This window comes from Mesorhizobium sp. GbtcB19 (assembly GCF_019091085.1).
In the GTDB taxonomy this organism is placed as follows: Bacteria; Pseudomonadota; Alphaproteobacteria; order Rhizobiales; family Rhizobiaceae; genus Mesorhizobium.
In genome coordinates this window covers 1-19,781 of sequence record NZ_JAGXJY010000031.1, presented here as the reverse complement: position 1 = coordinate 19,781, position 19,781 = coordinate 1, and the positions used below count along the sequence as shown (strand labels likewise).

Sequence of the window (19,781 nt, the reverse complement as noted above, 5' to 3'; positions counted from 1 at the left end):
CAGATCCCGGCTTTGCCGGCAACGAGATTGCACCTTTGCCGACGTCGCTTGCGTCCTGTCATGTGCCTGCGACAATTGCCCCGGAAAATCGCCCCTTAGGCGCTGGACAGCCAAGATTCCCGTGCTATAACCCACGCGCTTTCAAGGGGTGCCGCGGCGCTTCCCTGAAATCCGGCGGGCGGCCCCCGTTAGCCGGCACAGGCCCAGATAGCTCAGTTGGTAGAGCAGCGGACTGAAAATCCGCGTGTCGGTGGTTCGAATCCGCCTCTGGGCACCATCCCCTCGTCTCCCCACGCTCACTTTCGCCGAACCTTCTACGCTTGGGTCTCCGCAAATCGCTGAATTTGCTTATCTTTTCGGCAGGAAAGATGCTCTTGGGCGAATTTCATCGCAGTTCGGCAAATTTCGTCCAACGGGGCGAGGTGTTGGTATTTTTGTTGGTATCTGAAACCCTGTTGGTATCGAAGCGCCAAAACAGGAGGTCCCACAATGGCTCTCTCCGACGTGAAATGCCGCAACACCCGGCCCGCGTCCAAGCTCCAGAAGCTATCCGACGGCGGCGGGCTGCAGCTATGGGTCCAGCCATCGGGAACAAGGCTATGGCGTCTCGCCTATCGGTTCGACGGGAAGCAGAAGTTGCTGTCCCTGGGCAGCTATCCTGTCATTTCTCTCGCGGATGCCCGCCAAGCGCGCGATGAAGCCAAACGCCTCCTCATGGCTGGTGCCGACCCGGCACAGCAGCGCAAGTTCCAGAAAGCTAGTTCGCCAAAAGACACCTTTCGCTCAATTGCGGACGAATATGTTGACAAGCTGAAGAAGGAGGGACGTGCAGACCGGACGATCAGCAAGGTCAAATGGCTGCTCGACTTTGCCTATCCGACAATCGGCGACAAGTGCATTCGCGAGATCGATACGGCCACCATCCTCATCGCTCTTCGTCGCGTGGAGGTTCGCGGTCGATACGAGTCGGCCAGGCGCCTGCGCTCAACAATCGGCACCGTGTTTCGATTCGCAATCGCGACCGCACGCGCCGAGGCAGATCCGACGATCGCCCTGAGGGGCGCGCTCATCAGTCCGACGGTCACGCCGCGTGCCGCGATTACCGATCCTAAGGCCTTGGGCGGCTTGCTGAGGGCGGTCGATGCATTTGACGGACAGCCCACAACCCGAGCGGCCCTGAAACTGATGGCGCTGCTGTTTCCTCGCCCCGGCGAGTTGCGCGCGGCAGAATGGGAAGAGTTCGATTTCGAAAGCTCGGTGTGGATCATTCCTGAAGCACGCATGAAAATGCGACGGCCGCACCGTGTACCCCTTTCAAGGCAGGCTGTAAGCGTCCTGACTTCGCTTAAACAAATCTCTGGTGGCGGATCGCTGCTCCTTCCTGGTGTTCGATCGGGTTCGCGTCCGATTTCCGACAACACGCTGAACGCCGCGCTGCGGCGTATGGGTTACGGCAAGGAGGAAGCTACCGCGCACGGTTTCCGAGCAACGGCATCAACTCTGCTGAACGAATGCGGAAGGTGGCATCCGGACGCCATAGAGCGGCAACTGGCCCACATTGAGAACAACGACGTTCGTCGCGCCTACGCCCGGGCAGAGCACTGGGATGAGCGCGTCAAGATGATGCAATGGTGGGCCGACTGTCTGGATGAACTCGAGAGCAAAAACGCGCGGGTGATCTCAATCAAGGGACGCGGCAAGTCCGCCGTCCATTCGCCACCGCGAGGGTCCACTTTGAACCCAACGTCGGCGGCCCACCAAACGCCGAGGGGAATCTCCAACCTCCGAAGATCATACTGAGGCTCAAGAGATGCCGAAGCTATACAACTAAGTGGCAGGCCCGGAGGGCGTATTTAGATTATTGATTTTATTGCGTTTTTCGTGGGCCAAAATCAGAAATCTTCCCGTATCGTTCCGTATGGTTCCGAGACCGCCCTAGTGTCGAAGGAAGGCCTTCCCTGCGCGGGCCGTGAAGGGGAATGATGCGACTGGATCGTTTCTAACCGAGCTAGGTTATTGATCAGCGGGAGTGATTGAGCGCCAGCGCTTTCAGGATTCGCGCGACCATCCAGGTGTTGTCGAAGTCGCACGGTTGGGCGTCCAAGGCACTTTGCGCAAGGGGAGACAGCCACCAACTCATCACCGGGGTGTAGAGACTCGCTCTTCCTAATGGGTTCTTGCCGGAAGATCCATGCAAAGGCTGCTCCGCCCCTTGCCCCCGTGAAGCGGCCGCAACGGATCCATTACCTTCAACTCTGCAATCTCTATGTCTCCGTAATCTTCTTTCAATCGCTGCAATTGCTCGCGCGCAGCCTCCACGTGCCCAGTCCACGCCATGTTGAGGGTCGCGAGAGGTTCGGCAAGGCGCCGCGCCATATAATCCCAAGAAGTTCCTGCCAGGCGCTGAGCTTAGTTTCCCACAACTGGTCCTGCGGTGATCCGAGTATGGGATTGCCCGCCAAATCATAGCGTTGCGAGTACCATGGCGATGACCTGAGATAAATCACTCGGGGCTTGAGTCGCTTGGCATGAAGATAGGGGAGCTGATGGTTAATCGTCTCAAGGCCGCTGTTGTCGAAATAGCCTCCATCCACGACCCGCCCAGTGATGATGTTTCGGTTCTCGTTCTCAAAGCGCAACTGTCCTGCCGAAGTGACGAACGGAAACCGTGCGCTCATAGCCACCGCGGTGGAAAGACGTTTGTCCTTGGCCTTCCCCAGTCCTCCAGACACAAAGGCCGTCAGCACATCCGACAGCGGCTCGGGCTTCGCTCTCGGATCTCTGGCGGTAAGCTCGAGGGCGTAGTGTGCCGCTCGAAACAACGGGGCACCGATCGATCGAACCCAGCAAACCGAGATTGTCCCGCAGCACAAGGCCGACCACAGTGGGGGTGAGAAAATCGCCAGCTGTCAGAAGTTGCAGGCATGCGCGCCAGCTTTTGGTAAAATCCCGGCGCGAAGATGGTGCTCCGGCCGATCGGCAAACCAGATGCTATCGGAGACCTTACATGGAGGGGCATGGTCGTCGCCTGCATCAGCCGCGTGATCATGATCTGTCCAAGCCGTGGTTCTGGCCGGCCGCCTGATCATCCGCCATGCCGGCCAGATGGTAGCCGCCCACGCCCTTGCCGAGGACGACGACAGCGGATCGCGGACTGTGCGCATTTTCTCGGCGTTGCCGGCTTTGAAGGGCCTGTGCGCGGGGATCCGATCGCGATCGCCCCAGCCGGCTTGCTACGACCGCGCGCGAATACGAAGCGATTGTCGGAGGAGCCTGGTGATGACGACCGTCGACCAAGACGTGCTCATCGCGACGCTCGATCGGTTGAGTTGACGGCAATCCGCGATCAACTCGACACCTTGCTGGACGAGCCGCCCGTTCGAAAATAAGCTTGCGCGAAGCCTTGGGCTTCCTGGTGTCGCGCGAGACCGAGCGGCGCACGTCGAGCAAGCGCGCGCAATTCCCCTTCGTGCGCGAACTGGACGGCTTCGACTACGAGAAGCGCAGCCGTCGTTGAATCGCGCACGGCGACACGCTGTTACTCCTGGGGCCACCCGGGCTCGAGCAAGACCCACCTGGCCGCAGCTCTTGGCCGGGAGGCGATCCGTCAGAATCACAACGTTCAGTTCATCACGGCCGCGACGCTGGTGGCAACGCTGGCCAAGGCCCACAACGATGGCTTGCTCGACAAGCAACTGACGATCCTGCCGCCCCCAAATGACATTGGCGGCATTTTTCTTGTCTTTGTTATCTTCCGCGGGCGCTACGATCGCAAACGGAATTCATCAAAGCTCTGCGCGCTGCGTTCATTTGCTTTTCATTGGATATCGCAACATCGCCTACGCCTTCAATAGCGGCAACCTCGTTCGACATATTTTGGCTCCGATTGAGTTTGCTGAGCAGCTTTATCGACCCTCTCATGCCGCCCTCTATTGAGGCTTCCGCAGGCCGATCACGCTCAAGCTCTTGGAAAGCAGAGGCCAAGGCGCGCCCCTCTTCAGTATGGGATTGCCTTAATTGTTCTATTAGTTTCCTGTTCTCAGGGCTCAAATTTCCATCGGAAACTTTTGCGATAGCGCGTGCAGGAGCGTTAAGCCCGTGCTCCTCGCCAAGGACAGTCATACCGCCCAAACGGCGCAAAGACTCTTTGATAATGAAATCGGTCTCGGCCCGCGAGTTCTTGTCGATGTACAACGCTAACTGGGAAAGAGCCTCGTGCGGATCTTCCATAACGTCAAGGCTCTCACGCACCACATTTTGAAGACTTTCATCCTCTAGCAACGATGGCTTACAATTGACGATTGCGTCGCTGAAGTCTGCGCGTTGGTTCTGCTTCTCATTGTTCGAGAGCGTCTCTTGGAGTTTGGCGCGAATTTCACTGCTAAGGTCATTGTATCTTTTCACAAGCACTTCAGCGGCTTGATATTTCCCGAGGCCGGGATTATCGTCTCGGAAGGTGTCCAAGGCGTTACGATCAATCTGGCTGATCTCGTGTTCCTGGAGAAGATCTGCACGTTCGACGATTTCTGAATAGCCTAACATCCTATGTTGAACGTCTCTTCCCGCAATGTTGTTGAAGATTTCCGATCTCTTTTCCGGGGGCTGAAATTCAAGCGCGTGCGTCACGGCTGCAGCTTCCGTGCCAATATGTCGACGATCCCACCCATAGATGTTGTCAGAAAAGTTATTGTTCTTGAAAGCGGTTTCAATCACCGCGTCGGAAACGAGGGTTCCGCCATCAAGATTTTCCTTATATTCTTGTAGGACCTTTGATTTGGTCAATTCATGGAGATGTCGGCTGGTGAGCGACACCCCGTGAAAGGTTTCACGCGCCTTCCATGCGTCAGTATCGTTGACCGCGTGGGTGATGATTCCATGCAGCAATTCGTTGGGTAATTTGTCCCAACCTCTTATTGCATTTGCCTCGGTCGATGCTTGCTGTTTGTTTTCGCGGTCTTCGGTCATGACACGCCTCACTAGCAAAATGAAACGCGACGAGACTGATGGATCTGCGAGCGTCGAGCAAATGCTTTCGTATTACAGCTGCAATTCAGCCCGCCTCGGCAGATCGATGAAGCCCCTCATCGAGGTCATCGCCGAATTGGAAGCCAAAGGCGTCGGTTTCCGTCCATTGACCGAGAACATAGACCCGACCAACGCCGGGCTCCCAGATCGTTGGCCGCTAGGTGGATACTCGTCTTTCATCTCGCGCCCAAACAATCCGGCCATCCCGAATGAAATAATGGCTGCGGCAGCCTCGTATCCGTCGCACCGAGGGATGCAGATCCGCTCTTCCGCCCTTCCCGACTGACGCCACCCAGCTGGGACTATCGCGCCGGACAAGACTCAGTCTGACAAGCTCGCCGCATCCACAGGGGCAGATAAAGGCCGCCGCCCATGGCGGCCCGTCGTCACCGATCAGATAGACCGTACGTGGCCTGGTTTTTTCCGGCACGTCCGCCGACATTTCGGCGCGCCAAATGTCACGTCCCAGAAGGCGATCAATGAATTGCCAGATGCGGCCAAACAAGGTCATGCCGCCGCGGCCTCGACGCTGAGCTCAGGCATGTCGAGAAGGGGGCGCACATCGCCCCGGCCGACGTGTCTGCTGAGCAGCTCGCACGGCTCACCGTCGCAATGATGGTCATAGATCCCGTGGCTGAGACTGATGGTGTGAACCGCATATTCCCCGTTGGGGTCGAGTCGGAACGGGTGGAGCCTTGCCAGCAACTCATTGACGGCCATTGACGCGATTAGGCTGTTAAGCTGGATGACGGCAGGTCTGTCCTCAGCGACGCCCTTGATGTAGCCCTCGCGGCGCAACTCGCGATAGGTGGCCGGATCTGTTCTCATCAACCCTGCCGCCCGAACCTGCTCCATCGAGTATACATGCCGGCTGTAGAGGCTGGATCCCCCGGGCTTCAAGTAGTGGACCGTGCCGCAGACCTGATCGACCCCTCCTTCGCCATCGGCCTCCAGCTTCACGCCGAGATCGAAGTAGGCCAGTCCATAGAATGTGGCGAGCCGATTGAGCATATGGCGGCCATCGACAGAATCCATGCATCCAAAGACGACGTCGCAGGATGCGATCGCGCGAATGGCATTGGCGGAGGCAAGTGAGGACGCGTAAATGCTGACCAAGGTCCCCAGCCCAAGCTCCTCGACGGCCTCCGCCATGAGATCAACCTTTAGGCGGCGCTGCTGGGCATCCTCTTTTCGACTGTTTACAATGCGATTGAGATTCTTGTCCTCCACATGATCAGGATCAACCAGGACGAGTTCGCCGACACAATTTCTCGCAAGCTGGTCTACAACGACGCTGCCCGTGCCCGAGCAGCCGACCACGCCGATACGAAGACGGCGCAGAATCTCATAGGTCCCGGCCCCGAAACTCTGGGCGATCCTTCTTGCATGGTCCGGAACCGGTCCATGGCCATACTGGTGCGGCCAGAAGCGAAGATCGTCTCCAACAACATTCACGGATGCGAATGGGGAAAAGACCCCATGCTCGCTTACTAGGCGGCCGAACACACGGTCGCCGTCCAGCATGACTGCGCTTCCATGCAGCCCATCCGCCCAGGCATGCACACTTGCAAACAGCTCACGATCCGAGGCGTCATCAATCTCCGAGAAGCGGTCATAGCCGATATGGCCATGGATCTTGATCAGCGACATGCCTCGCCTGGACGCCCGAGTGAGCAAGTCCGGGAGCATATCAGTAGGCCAGGTAACGCGATCCGGGGCCCGGTCGCATCTATCATGTGAAATCAGGTGGACCTCACTCACAATAAGGCGATGTCGCCCCTGGTCCATAGCCCTGCCGCACAGGAGCAGGGCAGCCGCCTCGAGACCGTCACCGGGAAAGAGATGTTCTCTCAGGCGCGCGTGCTGGCTGTCGTTCAGCGTAAGCGAGACCCGCATCGTCATCATCCTTTGCGCAGTTCACGCGCGAGCCAGTCGTCAATCAGGGCGAAATGCGTCGACAGGCTGTCCAGGCCCGGACGCCACGGATTGACCGAGGTCCGATGCCTGCTCCAGCGCTGCCACACCTTTCCGTCAAAGCTGTCATCGCTTGTAGCGGCGATCGCTCGCCCGTCCCTTCTCACCAGGGCCGGGCTGAAATAGACCATGTCAATCTGCGCATCCGGATAGCCGGGATCAATTCGGACGTTTACGTCGACCTTCTCCACCTTGTAGCCCACAGGCAGCGCCCATCCGTAGATGATGACGCGCGCCGTGCCGCCTTCGGCTACCAGCTCGTAGATCAGGCCCAGGCTCTCCAGCCACTCTTCATCCTCTTGCGGAAGCGAGAACTGGCGCCTACCCGCGCCGAGGCCCTCTGTCTGATCGAGCGGCAGCGTCACGAATTTCTCAACGCCAGGCTCGCGCAGATCCACACGCTCGTCCAGTTCGAGGCGCTTGGGCTGGCCCTTGTCCTTGAGGTAAAGCGCGAAATGTTCAACCGGGACCCTTCCCGCGAGCGTGAGCAGCTCGCGCGCGGTGGGCGTCGGATTGTCTATTTCAAGCTTCTGCTTGTCGATCTGTACCTTATAGGTTTCTTTCTTGTGACCCTTCTGGTCCTCATCCATAGTGACCTCCTGTTGTTGCCGACGTGTCCTAGTGCTGCTGAACCGGACAGACGCGGACAAAAGCAGTGCGTGAAATTTTTTCATGATCGATTGTCCGAAACCCCGGGAGGGGTCAGCATAGGGAACCATGGAAGCGACAAACGCCCGTTCGCTAGATGAGTATGGTTCCCCCGAGGAGGTTGCGATCGCTCTCGCAGCTCTGGGGGAGGCGGATTTTGCTCGTCTTGGGCGAATCGCTCAACTCCGCGCTCGGGGATTGCCAGGGGTGGAATGGCGCGACATCCTGCATGACGCGATACAGCGCTCGCTGGATGGAACCCGTCGCTGGCCGGTCGATGTCCCATTCGCTACTTTTCTGCGCGGAGTGATGAGGAGCATTGCCAGCGAACACTGGCGGCGGCGAACGCTTGATCGGCGCAATACCCAGCCAGCGAACGACGAAGGCTTCGCCGAGACGATCGCCTCCGACGACCCAGACCCCGAGCGAAGCGCTATCGCGCGCGGTCTGGTCGAGCAGTTGGAACGGCTGGTAGGTGACGACCGTGTTCTGTCGGGCATCGTCGCGGGCCTCGGCGAGGGACTGGATCCGACGGATATTCAGGCCCGTGTGGGACTCAGCGTCACCGAATACAACAGCGCTCGTCGCCGACTGCGAAGACTGATCACCCGCGCAACACCGGAGACGCTTGGATGAGCGACGTCAGATTCACAGCCGTGGACCCGCTTGACGCGATATTGGCGGAGATAGAGGGCGACATCATTGCCTCGCGCGATCATGACATACTCAGTTCCGTAGAGCTCAGGTCCCTGGCAAGCCAGGCAAAGGCCGTGGCGGAAGCCACCTTGCGCGCGACGCGTAGCAAGGCGACGTCTAGGCGACAGCAGCCGCGACCCGGAGCCTATGTCGGTCGACCATCCACGCATCGCGCGACATTGCGTCAGCTTCTCGTTGCCGACTCGCGCGTGAGAAAGATAGCCGGCGTATCCGAGGTGGACGCTCTCAGTGATGATGAGATTGCCTCAATTCTGGAGAGGTCCGCCAGACGGGGCTTCCTTCCACCGGAGGGCGGACAGGAGGACTAGGCTCGCACGAACCCTTCAAAGTGCTTTTGAGGTTAAAATGATTAAGATCATAGAGAAGCCAATAGGCCGCTTGAGCAAGACCCGGCGAAAGCTCGATTCAAGACAAGTTGTGAGCGCTCAGGGCAAACGGGTCAAGGCAGGGCTCGCGAACCCGGAAAGCGCTTCATTCAGCGAAGATCTCCTTGAGTCATTCGCGAGATCCGTTGCTCGCGCGCGTCGCGAGAACAAGCTGATGGCCGGGCATGGGAATGGCGACGACGACAAGGGCTAATCAGCCCCGGCTGTGGATGGTCGCCGGCCCGAATGGCTCGGGTAAAAGCACGTTCTACGATTCGACACTTATTGAGGATTTCGGTCGCTCGGTCTGGATCATTAACCCGGATCTTTTGACTGAGCGTATCATGAGCAGCGAAGGATTGCCGCTGGAACAGGCCAATCTCCAAGCGGTCAAAAGGATAATGGTCTGGTTGAGAGCCTCTTTGCGCACGCATCAGACCGTGGGCGTCGAGACTGTGTTGTCGACAGCCAAATATCGGCCGCTTGTGAGGGCTGCAAAGAGACTGGGTTTCGAGTTTCGCCTGATATACATCGTGTTGAGATCACCCGAACTCAACGTAGAGCGTGTCCGCCTGCGGGTCGCCCGTGGAGGTCACACGGTTCCACTGGACAGGGTCGTCGCCAGATTTTCCCGTTCGCTTGAGCAGCTTCCGTGGTTTATGGAGCAGGCGGATCTTGCTTATGTGTACGACAACTCTACCGCCAGGCCTAAACTTGTGGCTGAGAAATTGAAGACGGGAGAGATTGTGCTCGACCCGGAGGCGCCTGAAGTGATACTTTCAGCTATCCGGTCAATCGCAGCAACATAACATTCCTGGGAAATTTCTTCGCAATCCCTTACTGATCTTTCAATTTTTTTGACGCCGATCAAGGCTCGCGCGTCTAGCGGACAATACTCCGCGGCAAGACTTCAAGGCCGGCGACTGATGTAACCTACAATCAATCGAAGTGAATGGCTGATGACCACCGAAATCGCTGTAATCAATCGACTGGGCGTCGCGCTGGCTGCAGACAGCGCTGTGACGATTCCTGGTTACGGAGCCGACAAGGTCTTCAATACAGGGGACAAGCTCTTCGAGTTGAGCGAGCGCTACCCTGTAGCTTTGATGGTGAATGGCAGCATGGATTTCCTGGGAGTGCCCTGGGAGATAATAGCGAAGGAGTTCAGGTGCACCCCTCCGGACGGCGCGGCAACCCTGACAATCAAACAGTGGATGGAGCGGTTCCTCAATTTTCTGGCTGGCCATCCGACTGTCAAGTCTGGTGATGTGCGTCGATGGCAGGATGGTATGATCGAAGAGGAACTGGACTCCATCACCGCCATTGTCCGAGACAGACTGGAGGCTGTGGCCGCGGAGGACGGCGAACAGAACATTCATGACGTCCTGCGGGGACTTTATACAACCATCATGGCCGAACGTGTGCAGGCCTTGGCGCAAAACCCACTGCTTGAAAGTCTCGCCGGCATCACCGTAGACGCCATCCTTCCAACCGTCCGTTCAATCGTGGCCGAACTTGAAACGCAACGAATCCCGTTCGACGCCAACGCCGATCAGCGGGAGTTTTTCGCCAATGTCATCGCACAGAGACTGCTCAGTGATCTTGACCGTCTGACGGCTACCGGGCTCATCGTCGCGGGCTTCGGCGGCAAAGATCTTTTTCCCTCACTCTACGCTGTCGACATAGACGGGTTTATCGCTGGCCGGCTCCGCTATCGAGCCTCTCATGACGTCACGATTTCGCGTGGCGAGGACACTGGTACGGCGATATCTTTTGCACAGACCGATGTGGTCGACCGCCTGCTCAAGGGTACGGACAATCGTTTCATTGATGGCGCTCGGGCTTTCATCAAGGAAAATGTATCAGGAAGCCTGGAGCGGAACTTTACGCGCCTGAAGTTGAAAATCTCGCGATCGGACGGGTCGGAGATCCCTCCCAGCGACATGGGTGGACTGCTCGGTGACCTGATAGCATCGCAGTTCGAGAGCAAATTCGCAGCCAACCTTCGCACGGAATTTGAGCGCAAGTTCAAGGAAACCATTGCCCTGATGCCAAAGCAGGATTTGATTGAGCTGGCCGAAGCGCTAGTTAGTATCACGGCGATTGAACGAAAGGCTTCGGACGACGCGGGAACTGTTGGTGGTCCGATCGATGTGGCGTTGATCACTCGCGCCGAGGGCTTCGTATGGATTAAGCGAAAGCATCATTTCAAAGCCGAGCTTAATCCGCGATACATGTGGCGACGGTTTGGGAAGCACAGACGGGAGGAATCTGATGAAGAGGAGTAGGCCGGCAGCCAGTCCAGCCGGAACACTCGGTCGGTACAAGCTTACCAACCGGTACTTTGACGACTCAATCGAAAATCTCACCGCCGAGTCGATCGAGGCCTCGCTCACGGAAATAGGAGAAGCGCTCAGCAAGCGCTACGGAGCGGAACCCGTGAAACGGCCCGCCAAAACCCGGCCGGTGCAAGCCGGCAATGCTGGCCATCCGCGGGCAAAGCGCGGCCGCAAATAGACTTTCTCTCATACCATTGCAGGCTGCCGGCATCTCATCACCTGACGATGCGTTCGAATCAATTGCTCAGATTCCGCAGAAAATTCCGACTGGTCGCAACGATCCGGTGTGGATTGGCGAAAGACGATGTTGGAGGGTCATTTGGAGATCGGCAAATAGGAATCGGGTACGCTCTCTTTGGACCGTCTTGCAATCGATGCAGCCAATGTTGATTAGGCATCGCTCGCATGGCTCGATTTTTCCGAGGTCGCCACAAGCGGCATGTAAATCTGGAAGCTGATACGGTTCCAATGCGTCGACTTGCGGTAGTGATCGGAATAAGCGATTATAGCAACAGACCCCTGACGAACGCCGTCAGTGACGCATGCAAAGCTGCTTCAGCTCTCGAAAGGCGGGGCTTCGTAGCCACTCTGGTTGAAGACGCGGATCAGTCGACGATTGCCGAATGTCTTGGGTCGTTGGCAGCTGACGCTAAACAGGCCGACATCGCGCTGGTCTACCTCGCCGGTCATGCCATTGAACGAAACGGAACGGGGTACTTTCTTCCGCGTGACTTTCCATTCCCCGTATCCGCGCCGGCAGCAAGACTTTACGGGATCAGTCTTGCCCAGGCGGTAGGGGCTGTAAGTTCGGCCAATGTCGGCGTCGTCATTTTAGACGCTTGCCGAAATTGGCCCGCCTCAGTGGACGACGAAGACCTGCTTAAGCAACTTGATGCGGACGCCGCTTCCGAGCGCGAATGGCGAAATACCCTGCTGGTGTATTCGACCAGCTCCGCAAGCGCTGCAAGCGACGGCCCTCCTGGCGCGGGTAGCGAATTTTGCAAGGCCTTTTGCCAACACATCCTTGATCACAGTCTTGGTGTTGACGAGTGCTTCCGGCGAATTGCTCAGGACGTGGTTCGCCGAAGTGCGCGCCAACAGCAACCTTGGACCTACTCTAGCCTAGAACAGAGCCTTTCTTTTTCCGACCTCCCCAAATTCTATAGTACTCGAAGGCAGAAAACGCAAAACTTTGGAAGCTGGTCCGTCCCAGACCACAACCGCTCAGGCATATTTGCGGGAGCCGACAACGAAAGCATATGGCACGCGACTGCGGCCACGGTGGAACGGGTGGGCTTCATAAGGAGAAACCAAATTGTCGGCGCGGCGACACCCGGTAAGCATCTGCTTGTCGCTACCGCAAACGGTAACCTCCTTGATGCCGCGGACGGGGGCAGGTTGATGGTTGCGACTAAGTTAAAGCCAAGTCATGGCCTCGCCACCTCCCCGAATGGAACGAGTCTGGCGCTGTATGGAAATGGTAAAACACACGTCTTTTTAAACGAGAGCGGCAATCTGCGTTGGTTACATCAAATCGACACCGGGTTCGACACATATTGTTGTGCATACCTGACCGACGATCTCATGTGGCTGGCCGGAGAGAATGGTCGCATTGTTTCAGTCGATTTGCGGAAATTGGCACCAGTCGCGACCGAAGTCGTGACCTTGGGAGACCACATAAACTCTCTGACCCCCTCCCCTGACCGGAAAAGCGTCTATTGCGCAGGCCAAAAAAGTTTGCTGTCGGAGGTAGAAATCTCTGGGGCCCGTACGAGGCGGATCCTCGAAAACCATCGACCAACGACGCCTTCCGGGATCTACGCGATGCTGTCACAAATAGCCGGCGACAGCCTAATCCACACCTACCTTTTCAATCGGAATGAGTTGCCACAAACGACGATCAGCGCACTCGAGGAACGGGTCAAGGGCGTAGACTTTACCTCGTGTGCTCATGCTTTCAATTTGCCGATATTGGCGGTCGGCACCAATGAGAGCACCGTGCTGATGGTGGATACGAGGGATGGTCAGATTATCCAGGAAATCGAGGTTTCTAATGGATTTGCAGGGAACGTCGCCGGATTGACGTTCCTGTCCGACCGAGAGCTCGTCGTGTTATCCTACGATGGAACTGTGTCGTTCCTATCGGGTCGGTTTCAATAAGCTCGCCTCCCGGACACCACACGGCTGACACGTGCAGCGGCCGGCATCGCGCGGCGACAGCGACTTTTTTGAGGAACTAATCCCTCGGCCGGCTGTGACGTGACGTGACGAAATGTCGGGGGCCATGCCGACCGCCACATCGACTCGGAATTTCGGCCGCGGCATCAGGATCCGCGACGCAAATCGATTGGCCTTCCCCGGCATTCTGGAACACCATGCCGATGTTGGCGGCTTCGGTCTTGAGGCCGACCGTCTCGTCGCCACGCAGCGGTGCGCACCGCGCTGCTCGGCCATCCGAGCATCGCGCTGCGTCTGATGGTGGCGCACGCCATTGCCGGTTCGGCGCTCTGGCAGGTGCGGCTGGAGCCGCAACGTGCCGCCAGCGAAGCGGTGGCCGCAAGCGTTGCGGCATGCAAGGCCGAAACCTCCTTTGCCGAGAAGCGTCGCGAGGTCTTGACCCTGCTCGGGCACCCGGAGGAGGACGGCAGTGTCGCAGGTGGTCACGGTGATGAGTTTGCGCTTGCCACCGTCTTCGCGCGGCTGCTTGCGCTTTCCGACGACGATGTGATGCGTGTGCTTACCCTTGCGATGGCCGAGACGCTTATGGCCGGTAGCGCAATCGCTGCAGATCGATATAGTTCTGCATCGGTCCGCTGAGTTCGGGTCGTGACGGCTTGGCCGGTGCCTCGATCTCACCGCCCTCCTCGACGTCTGACCGGGCGCGGCGCGCCTCCTTGCATGACAGATAGCCTTCGTGACACTCGACCTCGCCCCGCTGCGAGACGGCGATGACGACCTTGCCGCGCTTCTTCTTCGGTGTCTTCTCGTAGTCCCATGAATGGAAATACTGGCCCGGTTCCAGCACCACGACTTCGGCCCAACCGGCCTCAAGATAGGCGGTGCGTTTCGCCGCTATGGCCTCGTTCTGCTTTTGCCAGAAGAGGTCGGCGTCAGCAAAATAGCTGTCCTCGCCAAAGAGATCGGAGACGATCAGCCCGCCATAATCCTCGATGGCGAAGAGTGCGACCTTGGTGGAGATCGATTGGCCGCCGAACAGCCATTGCTTCAATTGCCAGCCGAGCGGCGCTCGGCTGTCGGGATCGGCATAAAGCGCCAGCCAGTCCTTCTGCTGCGCTTTCGAAGCCATGGTGAGATGGCGCACCGTCTCGGTGTCGATCTCCTCGCGGCGATAGGCTTCGCGTATCTTCGGCAAGAGATCGCCAAGCGCCAGAATGCGCTTCACCTGATGCTCGGTCAGGCCAAAGGTGAGGGCAATATCGGCAACGCCGCGCCCTTCCTTGATGAGGCGCGTGAAGGTCTCCCATTGCGAAACCTCGTCGGGATCGTCACGCGCGATGTTCTCGATCAGCGAGGCTTCCAGCGCGTCGGCGTCGTCGCCATCCTCCATGATGGCGCATGGCAGCGGTTCGGCCTCGCCGCGCTCGTCGGCGACGGCCTGGGCTGCAAAATAGCGCCGCCGCCCGGCGACGATCTCAAAGCTGTCGGGTGATCCGTTGGGCCGCACCAGAAGCGGCACGAGCACGCCGCGCGCCCGCACGGACGGCAGGATGTCGGAGATATCGGGCGCGCGTTTTGAATGGCGCATGTTGGCCGCCGAGATACTCAAATGATCGATTGAAACGTGAGCAAGCTGCATGGTTCGTCTCCTTTTGCACGGGTTGAAATTGCCCTTTTCCGCGAGGCCGAAGGCCGAGCGGCGGGCGGGTTTTGCGCCTATTGGCGCGGTCGTTCCGCCCTGTCGGGCGGAAGCTCTGGCGTTTGGATTTCGAGAGCGGCGGCGGCCTGCCGCAAAAGCCGCTCGGCCTCTGTGATATGGCCGGCAGCCCGCGCGGCTTCGGCATAGACCGAGAGCGGAAACCGCGCCTCGAAGAGGAGGTCACGCTCGATGCCGAGGCCAAGCGGCCCCTTGAGGGCTTGAAGTTCGGTGAGGCTGACGCTGCCGAGTTCCGGGAAGCCCAGGCCGAGATCGCAAAGGCCGAACAGCGTGTCGCCGTCCGCGTCGAGTTCGGTCAGAAGCCAGGTCGCGGCACCTGCCGGATTGAACAGTTTGACGACCGGCAAATGGTCGGTTTCGATCTCGGCGGCTCCGTTGGCGAGCAGCCGCGCGCGCAGGTCTTCGGTGAGCAGGATCATGGCATGGCTCCTTGTCGGAATGGGATCGCGCGCGGTCATGCCGCGATCCCTTCTTGCGCGCCGCCTTTCTCGTCAGCCTGAAAGGCGAGCAGGAAATCGGCGGCTTTGGAGGCGAGGCTGGCGGCGCGAAAAATGGCGCGGTTGTCCTCGCGCAGCATGGTGAGCCATGAGCCGATATAGTCGGCATGACGCACGGTCGGCTCGATGCCGAGGGCTGAGCACGTAAACGCGGCGGTGATCTCAGCGACCAGTTCCTCGCGCGCGTAGGTCTTGGAGCCGAACGAGCCGGAGAAGTCACGGGCAAGCCGTGCCGGGTGCCCGGTCCAGTGGCCTAACTCATGCAGAGCCGTGCGGTAGTAATTGACCTGCTCGAAAAAGGCCGGCTGCGGCGGCAGTTGCACGAAATCGCAGGCGGCCGAGTAAAATGCGCGGTCACCGCCGATCCGAATATCAGCGCCGCTCGCGTGCATGAGCGCTTCGGCCTGCGGGATAATCTCGCGTTCGGGCAGCGGTTCAGCATTGCTGTAAAGGTGCTCGGGCAAGCCTTCGCACTGCGCCACATTGAAGACGGTGAAGCGCTTGAGGAAGGGTACCGCCTGCGGCTCGGCGTCTTCCGCCTTGGCGCGTTCCTTTTCGTTTTTGGGAACGAAGCGGTCGGCATGAACGATGGTCGTGCCGTGCTCGCCCTTCCTCACATTGCCGCCAAGGGAAAGCGCCTGCCGGAAGGTGAGCCAGTTCTGGCCGGGGTAGGAGCGCTCGATGACAGCGCCCCACAAGATCAGGATGTTGATGCCGGAATAGGCGCGGCTTGTGGCGGCGTTCTTCGGCAGACCAAGAGAGGCCCTCGCCCTCCCCCAAGGCTTGACCCAAGGCACACAACCGCGCTCCAGATCGGCGATAATGCGGTCGGTGATTTCGCAATAGAGGCTGCGCTTGAGCGGTTCGCCCTTTTTCGCGCCAACCTCGCCACGGGCGCTACTTCTGACGGTTTTACGCATGATCTGATCTCCGCTCGCAACTCTCGCCGCGCCCTCCCCGGAAGCGGGGTGGGCGGCGAAAACGACCGGAAAGGCCCGCCGTCAGAGGCGGCCAGCATCCGAAGGACCGAAACAAGGTGGAGGACCCGAAGCGAAGCGCAGGGTTGCGGGCCGCCGCGGCGGGCCTAGAAGGGAGAGCCGCCCACACCGCGTCGCCGGGAAGGCCTCGCCAACAAACAACGCCGCCCAAAGGGCGGCGACCGTCACAGCCCGCATGGGCTGCATGCGCCAGGGGGCGAAGCCGAATGGCCGAGACCGCCTGAGCCCGTCGAAGAAAAGCGGGCTCGGTTCACGAGCACCCGGTGCGCGCCATCAGGCGCGCAGGCGCCATCTAGGGCAACACTATTGATGTGCCAAAGAGGTTAAGCTTGGCAATCAGCTTCGCTGGGGCGGCCTGATCAACTCGCGTGGATCGACATTCAGTGCCTTTGCGAGCCGGCCCAAAACCAACACGCTTGCGGAGGCGCGCCCGCGCTCAATCGAGCCTACATAGCGCATGCTGAGCTCCGCGCGGGCTGCCAATTCCTCCTGCGTCAGGTTCTGGTCGTGGCGCACACGACGCATGTTGATCGCCATGACCTCCTTGAGATCCATGGCAAGATACCGACCAGAACGGGAACTATCGTTCTAGGAATGATCGTCCTATTCGGTATAGTGAGGCCGTTGAAAACATCGTCCCGTCAAAACCGATACAGGCCAGATGAACATTCAAGACGAAATCCCCTGATCGCAGCCGTCCCATACAAGATCCATACCGTACTCACCGACAATGGCATCCAGTTCACCACGCCTGGTGCAGGAGGCTCGGCCGTGCCGCTGATCAAGGAGGCCATCGCCAACGGCGAACGCTTCTGGGCTCATGCCTTCGAATACACCTGCGCCACCAACGACATCGAGCACCGGACCACTAAGGGCAAGCATCCGTGGACAAACGGTCAGGTCGAACGGATGAACCGCACCATCAAGGACGCCACCGTCAAGCGCTTTTACTACGAGAGCCACGATCAGCTTCGCAGCCATCTCTCCGACTTCGTCACGGCATACAACTTCGCCCGCAGGCTGAGACCCTCAAAGGTCTCACACCCTACGAGTTCGTCTGCAAGGCGTGGGCCACCCAACCCGAACGCTTCAGGCTAAACCCGCTCCACCAGATGCCGGGACTAAACATCTAGCGGGGATTGGCTGCCTCTGGGGAGAGTCAATCGATGGCTGGATCGTTGCTCGCCCTGTTGCGATGGCGGCAAATCGATTACAGCGACGGCAGGACGCTCCGAATGTGGCTGGCAAACGCCTGGACGGCTGGCGATCGCGTTGTTTCGGCAAAGGCGATCACAATGCCAAGCCGGGACAATCTCGGAAGAGGTGCGTTGAGGATGAACAGATCCGCCGGGACGGCCCTTTGCGTCATCACGCTTATCGCAAGGCCGGAGCGCGCCACCGCTATCAGGCCGGTGAGGCTGTTGCTGGCATAGGATATCTTGTAGCGCAGCCCGGCGCGGGCCATGGCGTCGCAGGCCGCCTTGTGGTCCATGGCGTTCGATGCCGGCAGGGCCAGCGGCACGGTCTCCCCCAACTCGTGCAGCTCCAATGTCGGCTTGCTGCCGACCCAGACCATCGCTTCTGTGCGCACTACCTCCTTGGAGGCATTCGCATCCGGAATGGAGACGAGCGCCAGATCGACCTGGCGCGCATGCAGCAGATTGTGCAGCTCGACAGTGGGCGCCGACACAACCTTGATCTCGATGTCCGGATAGAGGCTCCCGAAACTTCTCAACAGCGTCGGAAAGAAGGCGCTCAGATAGTCCTCCGGGCTGCCGAAGATGATCGAACCCTGCAGGCCCTTGCCGGAGAAAGCGGAAACCGCCTCGTCGTGGATCTTGAGGATGCGCTCGGCATAAGCAAGGAAGCGCTCGCCGCTGCCGGTGAGGCGCACGCCGCTGCCGCTTCGGTGGAACAGGCTCTGGCCGCCGAGGGCATGCTCGAGCCGCTGTATCTGCATCGTCACCGCCGATTGTGTACGCCCGAGCTGCGCGGCGGTTGCGCTGAGCGTCCCTGAATGCGCCGCGCGAACGAAGGTCGCCAGCAGTCTGAGGTCGAGAGGTGCAGGCATATCAGTTCAATTGATATCGGAGTCCGGCTTCTATCATTTTTACTGCTGCGCCGCCAGCCGCTAATCTTCGGGCCTGCGTTTTTGGCGAGGCTGCGAGATGTCAAGAAACCTGGACAATGCCTTCTGGTCGGCGGCGCGAAAGCACCTCATCCGATATGGAGGTTCGTTCGAGCCCGCCATCATCGAGCGAGCCGAAGGGTCGTTCGTCTACGACGCCGATGGCCGGGCCATACTCGACTTCACCTCCGGCCAGATGAGCGCGCTGCTCGGCCACGCTCATCCGAAGATCGGCGGCAACGGCCAATCCAGCAAATGCCGGGACTAAACATCTAGCGGGGATTGGCTGCCTCTGGGGAGAGTCAATCGATGGCTGGATCGTTGCTCGCCCTGTTGCGATGGCGGCAAATCGATTACAGCGACGGCAGGACGCTCCGAATGTGGCTGGCAAACGCCTGGACGGCTGGCGATCGCGTTGTTTCGGCAAAGGCGATCACAATGCCAAGCCGGGACAATCTCGGAAGCGGTGCGTTGAGGATGAACAGATCCGCCGGAACGGCTTTCTGTGTCATCACGCTTATCGCAAGGCCGGAACGCGCCACCGCTATCAGCCCGGTAAGGCTGTTGCTGGCATATGCTATCTTGTAGCGCAGCATGGCATCGCAGGCCGTCTTGTGGTCCATGGCGTTCGATGCCGGCAGGGCCAGAGGCACGGTCTCGCCGAAGTCGTGCAGCTCCAATGTCGGCTTGCTGCCGACCCAGACCATCGCTTCCGTGCGCACTACCTCCTTGGAGGCGCTCGCGTCCGGGATGGAGACCAGCGCCAGATCGACCTGGCGCGCATGCAGCAGTTTGTGCAGCTCGACCGTCGGCGCCGACACGACCTTGATCTCGATGTCCGGATAGAGGCTCCCGAAGCTTCTCAGGAGCGTGGGAAAGAAGGCGCTCAGATAGCATTCCGGGCTGCCGAAGATGATCGCGCCCTGCAGGCCTTTGCCGGAGAATGCCGAAACCGCTTCATCGTGGATTTTGAGGATGCGCTCGGCATAGGCAAGGAAGCGCTCGCCGCTGCCTGTAAGGCGCACGCCGCTGCCGCTTCGGTGGAACAGGCTCTGGCCGCCGAGCGCATCCTCGAGCCGCTGTATCTGCATCGTCACCGCCGATTGTGTAAGCCCGACCTGCGCGGCGGTTGCGCTGAGCGTCCCTGAATGCGCCGCGCGAACGAAGGTCGCCAGCAGTCTGAGGTCGAGAGGTG

General features: G+C 59.2%; 21 protein-coding genes, 1 tRNA gene and 4 pseudogenes. 15 read left to right on the top strand and 11 right to left on the bottom strand.

Annotated features, from left to right (window positions below; genetic code table 11):
- Positions 1–201 precede the first annotated feature (201 nt).
- Positions 202–277: transfer RNA gene (locus KVT37_RS29855), tRNA-Phe, on the top strand.
- Positions 278–489: 212 nt separating this feature from the next.
- The gene (locus KVT37_RS29850) at positions 490–1,800 is read left to right on the top strand and encodes an integrase arm-type DNA-binding domain-containing protein (RefSeq protein ID WP_217578610.1); all 1,311 of its coding nucleotides are present in this window, start codon (positions 490–492) and stop codon (positions 1,798–1,800) included.
- Positions 1,801–2,285: 485 nt separating this feature from the next.
- Here the strand turns inward: KVT37_RS29850 and KVT37_RS29845 are convergent, their stop codons facing one another.
- On the bottom strand, positions 2,286–2,747 hold the full coding sequence (locus KVT37_RS29845) for a hypothetical protein (protein ID WP_217578609.1): 462 nt from the start codon (positions 2,745–2,747) through the stop codon (positions 2,286–2,288).
- Positions 2,748–3,051: 304 nt separating this feature from the next.
- On the opposite strand from KVT37_RS29845, the pseudogene KVT37_RS33600 reads away from it, so the two are divergent.
- From KVT37_RS33600 to KVT37_RS33890, 3 genes and pseudogenes are all read left to right on the top strand, one after another.
- Positions 3,052–3,280 (top strand): annotated as a pseudogene (locus tag KVT37_RS33600) (IS21 family transposase); the annotation flags it as partial.
- A 111-nt stretch (positions 3,281–3,391) separates the two neighbouring features.
- Positions 3,392–3,517 carry a hypothetical protein gene (locus KVT37_RS33895; protein ID WP_306797032.1) on the top strand — a complete coding sequence of 42 codons (126 nt, stop codon included), beginning with the start codon at positions 3,392–3,394 and terminating at the stop codon, positions 3,515–3,517.
- A 58-nt stretch (positions 3,518–3,575) separates the two neighbouring features.
- Complete coding sequence (locus KVT37_RS33890; RefSeq protein ID WP_306797033.1) at positions 3,576–3,854, top strand: ATP-binding protein; 279 nt, start codon at positions 3,576–3,578, stop codon at positions 3,852–3,854.
- Here the strand turns inward: KVT37_RS33890 and KVT37_RS29835 are convergent.
- Entirely contained in the window at positions 3,748–4,965 is a 1,218-nt protein-coding gene (locus tag KVT37_RS29835) for a hypothetical protein (RefSeq protein ID WP_217578608.1), read from the bottom strand. The genes KVT37_RS33890 and KVT37_RS29835 overlap by 107 nt on opposite strands.
- Positions 4,966–5,056: 91 nt before the next feature.
- On the opposite strand from KVT37_RS29835, the pseudogene KVT37_RS29830 reads away from it, so the two are divergent.
- Positions 5,057–5,155, top strand: a pseudogene (locus KVT37_RS29830) (recombinase family protein); the annotation flags it as partial.
- 27 nt (positions 5,156–5,182) lie between these two features.
- Here the strand turns inward: KVT37_RS29830 and KVT37_RS33995 are convergent.
- The 3 genes from KVT37_RS33995 to KVT37_RS29820 all read right to left on the bottom strand — a co-directional run bounded on the left by KVT37_RS33995 (position 5,183) and on the right by KVT37_RS29820 (position 7,589).
- A complete protein-coding gene (locus KVT37_RS33995; RefSeq protein WP_368860638.1) occupies positions 5,183–5,467 on the bottom strand; it encodes a DUF6527 family protein in 285 nt (94 codons plus the stop codon).
- Positions 5,468–5,532: 65 nt separating this feature from the next.
- Positions 5,533–6,675 carry a ThiF family adenylyltransferase gene (locus tag KVT37_RS29825; RefSeq protein WP_254634348.1) on the bottom strand — a complete coding sequence of 381 codons (1,143 nt, stop codon included), beginning with the start codon at positions 6,673–6,675 and terminating at the stop codon, positions 5,533–5,535.
- Positions 6,676–6,926: 251 nt separating this feature from the next.
- The gene (locus KVT37_RS29820; RefSeq protein WP_217578606.1) at positions 6,927–7,589 is read right to left on the bottom strand and encodes a multiubiquitin domain-containing protein; all 663 of its coding nucleotides are present in this window, start codon (positions 7,587–7,589) and stop codon (positions 6,927–6,929) included.
- Between the two features lie 265 nt (positions 7,590–7,854).
- On the opposite strand from KVT37_RS29820, the gene KVT37_RS29815 reads away from it, so the two are divergent.
- From KVT37_RS29815 to KVT37_RS29785, 7 genes are all read left to right on the top strand, one after another.
- Positions 7,855–8,283, top strand: coding sequence for an RNA polymerase sigma factor (locus tag KVT37_RS29815; protein ID WP_217578605.1), 429 nt, complete (start codon positions 7,855–7,857; stop codon positions 8,281–8,283).
- Positions 8,280–8,672: a hypothetical protein gene (locus KVT37_RS29810; protein WP_217578604.1), complete on the top strand. Its 393-nt coding sequence runs from the start codon at positions 8,280–8,282 to the stop codon at positions 8,670–8,672. Before KVT37_RS29815 ends, KVT37_RS29810 begins: the two co-directional genes overlap by 4 nt.
- A gap of 37 nt (positions 8,673–8,709) precedes the next feature.
- A complete protein-coding gene (locus KVT37_RS29805) occupies positions 8,710–8,943 on the top strand; it encodes a hypothetical protein (RefSeq protein WP_217578603.1) in 234 nt (77 codons plus the stop codon).
- Complete coding sequence (locus tag KVT37_RS29800) at positions 8,921–9,538, top strand: AAA family ATPase (RefSeq protein ID WP_217578602.1); 618 nt, start codon at positions 8,921–8,923, stop codon at positions 9,536–9,538. Before KVT37_RS29805 ends, KVT37_RS29800 begins: the two co-directional genes overlap by 23 nt.
- Positions 9,539–9,688: 150 nt before the next feature.
- Positions 9,689–11,017, top strand: coding sequence for a hypothetical protein (locus tag KVT37_RS29795; protein WP_217578601.1), 1,329 nt, complete (start codon positions 9,689–9,691; stop codon positions 11,015–11,017).
- A gap of 456 nt (positions 11,018–11,473) precedes the next feature.
- Positions 11,474–13,228: a caspase family protein gene (locus KVT37_RS29790; protein ID WP_217578600.1), complete on the top strand. Its 1,755-nt coding sequence runs from the start codon at positions 11,474–11,476 to the stop codon at positions 13,226–13,228.
- A gap of 270 nt (positions 13,229–13,498) precedes the next feature.
- Complete coding sequence (locus KVT37_RS29785) at positions 13,499–13,885, top strand: hypothetical protein (RefSeq protein WP_254634347.1); 387 nt, start codon at positions 13,499–13,501, stop codon at positions 13,883–13,885.
- Here the strand turns inward: KVT37_RS29785 and KVT37_RS29780 are convergent.
- The 4 genes from KVT37_RS29780 to KVT37_RS29765 form a co-directional block, all read right to left on the bottom strand.
- Positions 13,830–14,885, bottom strand: a complete 1,056-nt coding sequence (locus KVT37_RS29780; protein ID WP_254634346.1) for a ParB/RepB/Spo0J family partition protein — start codon at positions 14,883–14,885, stop codon at positions 13,830–13,832. The two genes, KVT37_RS29785 and KVT37_RS29780, sit on opposite strands and share 56 nt — an antisense overlap.
- A gap of 77 nt (positions 14,886–14,962) precedes the next feature.
- Entirely contained in the window at positions 14,963–15,382 is a 420-nt protein-coding gene (locus KVT37_RS29775; protein WP_217578599.1) for a DUF2958 domain-containing protein, read from the bottom strand.
- A 35-nt stretch (positions 15,383–15,417) separates the two neighbouring features.
- The gene (locus KVT37_RS29770) at positions 15,418–16,380 is read right to left on the bottom strand and encodes a zincin-like metallopeptidase domain-containing protein (protein ID WP_217578598.1); all 963 of its coding nucleotides are present in this window, start codon (positions 16,378–16,380) and stop codon (positions 15,418–15,420) included.
- 414 nt (positions 16,381–16,794) lie between these two features.
- Positions 16,795–17,013 (bottom strand): helix-turn-helix domain-containing protein, encoded by a 219-nt coding sequence (locus tag KVT37_RS29765; protein WP_217578597.1) that lies wholly within the window; start codon positions 17,011–17,013, stop codon positions 16,795–16,797.
- Positions 17,014–17,142: 129 nt separating this feature from the next.
- Here KVT37_RS29765 and KVT37_RS29760 point away from each other — a divergent pair.
- Positions 17,143–17,591: pseudogene (locus KVT37_RS29760) on the top strand (integrase core domain-containing protein); the annotation flags it as partial.
- A 77-nt stretch (positions 17,592–17,668) separates the two neighbouring features.
- On the opposite strand, the gene KVT37_RS29755 reads toward KVT37_RS29760, so the two are convergent.
- A complete protein-coding gene (locus KVT37_RS29755) occupies positions 17,669–18,529 on the bottom strand; it encodes a LysR family transcriptional regulator (protein WP_217578596.1) in 861 nt (286 codons plus the stop codon).
- A 97-nt stretch (positions 18,530–18,626) separates the two neighbouring features.
- On the opposite strand from KVT37_RS29755, the pseudogene KVT37_RS29750 reads away from it, so the two are divergent.
- A pseudogene (locus KVT37_RS29750) lies at positions 18,627–18,818 on the top strand (aminotransferase class III-fold pyridoxal phosphate-dependent enzyme); the annotation flags it as partial.
- 121 nt (positions 18,819–18,939) lie between these two features.
- Here the strand turns inward: KVT37_RS29750 and KVT37_RS29745 are convergent.
- A partial coding sequence (locus KVT37_RS29745; RefSeq protein WP_217578595.1) for a LysR family transcriptional regulator occupies positions 18,940–19,781 on the bottom strand: 842 nt, incomplete at its 5' end.

Bases quoted from the DNA above. Each gene is read 5' to 3' on its own strand.
- KVT37_RS29850 (WP_217578610.1), top strand. From the start codon at position 490: ATGGCTCTCTCCGACGTGAAATGCCGCAACACCCGGCCCGCGTCCAAG.
- KVT37_RS29835 (WP_217578608.1), bottom strand. From the start codon at position 4,965: ATGACCGAAGACCGCGAAAACAAACAGCAAGCATCGACCGAGGCAAAT.
- KVT37_RS33995 (WP_368860638.1), bottom strand. From the start codon at position 5,467: ATGTCGGCGGACGTGCCGGAAAAAACCAGGCCACGTACGGTCTATCTG.
- KVT37_RS29825 (WP_254634348.1), bottom strand. From the start codon at position 6,675: ATGTCGCTGATCAAGATCCATGGCCATATCGGCTATGACCGCTTCTCG.
- KVT37_RS29820 (WP_217578606.1), bottom strand. From the start codon at position 7,589: ATGGATGAGGACCAGAAGGGTCACAAGAAAGAAACCTATAAGGTACAG.
- KVT37_RS29810 (WP_217578604.1), top strand. From the start codon at position 8,280: ATGAGCGACGTCAGATTCACAGCCGTGGACCCGCTTGACGCGATATTG.
- KVT37_RS29805 (WP_217578603.1), top strand. From the start codon at position 8,710: ATGATTAAGATCATAGAGAAGCCAATAGGCCGCTTGAGCAAGACCCGG.
- KVT37_RS29800 (WP_217578602.1), top strand. From the start codon at position 8,921: ATGGCGACGACGACAAGGGCTAATCAGCCCCGGCTGTGGATGGTCGCC.
- KVT37_RS29795 (WP_217578601.1), top strand. From the start codon at position 9,689: ATGACCACCGAAATCGCTGTAATCAATCGACTGGGCGTCGCGCTGGCT.
- KVT37_RS29790 (WP_217578600.1), top strand. From the start codon at position 11,474: ATGGCTCGATTTTTCCGAGGTCGCCACAAGCGGCATGTAAATCTGGAA.
- KVT37_RS29780 (WP_254634346.1), bottom strand. From the start codon at position 14,885: ATGCAGCTTGCTCACGTTTCAATCGATCATTTGAGTATCTCGGCGGCC.
- KVT37_RS29775 (WP_217578599.1), bottom strand. From the start codon at position 15,382: ATGATCCTGCTCACCGAAGACCTGCGCGCGCGGCTGCTCGCCAACGGA.
- KVT37_RS29770 (WP_217578598.1), bottom strand. From the start codon at position 16,380: ATGCGTAAAACCGTCAGAAGTAGCGCCCGTGGCGAGGTTGGCGCGAAA.
- KVT37_RS29765 (WP_217578597.1), bottom strand. From the start codon at position 17,013: ATGGATCTCAAGGAGGTCATGGCGATCAACATGCGTCGTGTGCGCCAC.
- KVT37_RS29755 (WP_217578596.1), bottom strand. From the start codon at position 18,529: ATGCCTGCACCTCTCGACCTCAGACTGCTGGCGACCTTCGTTCGCGCG.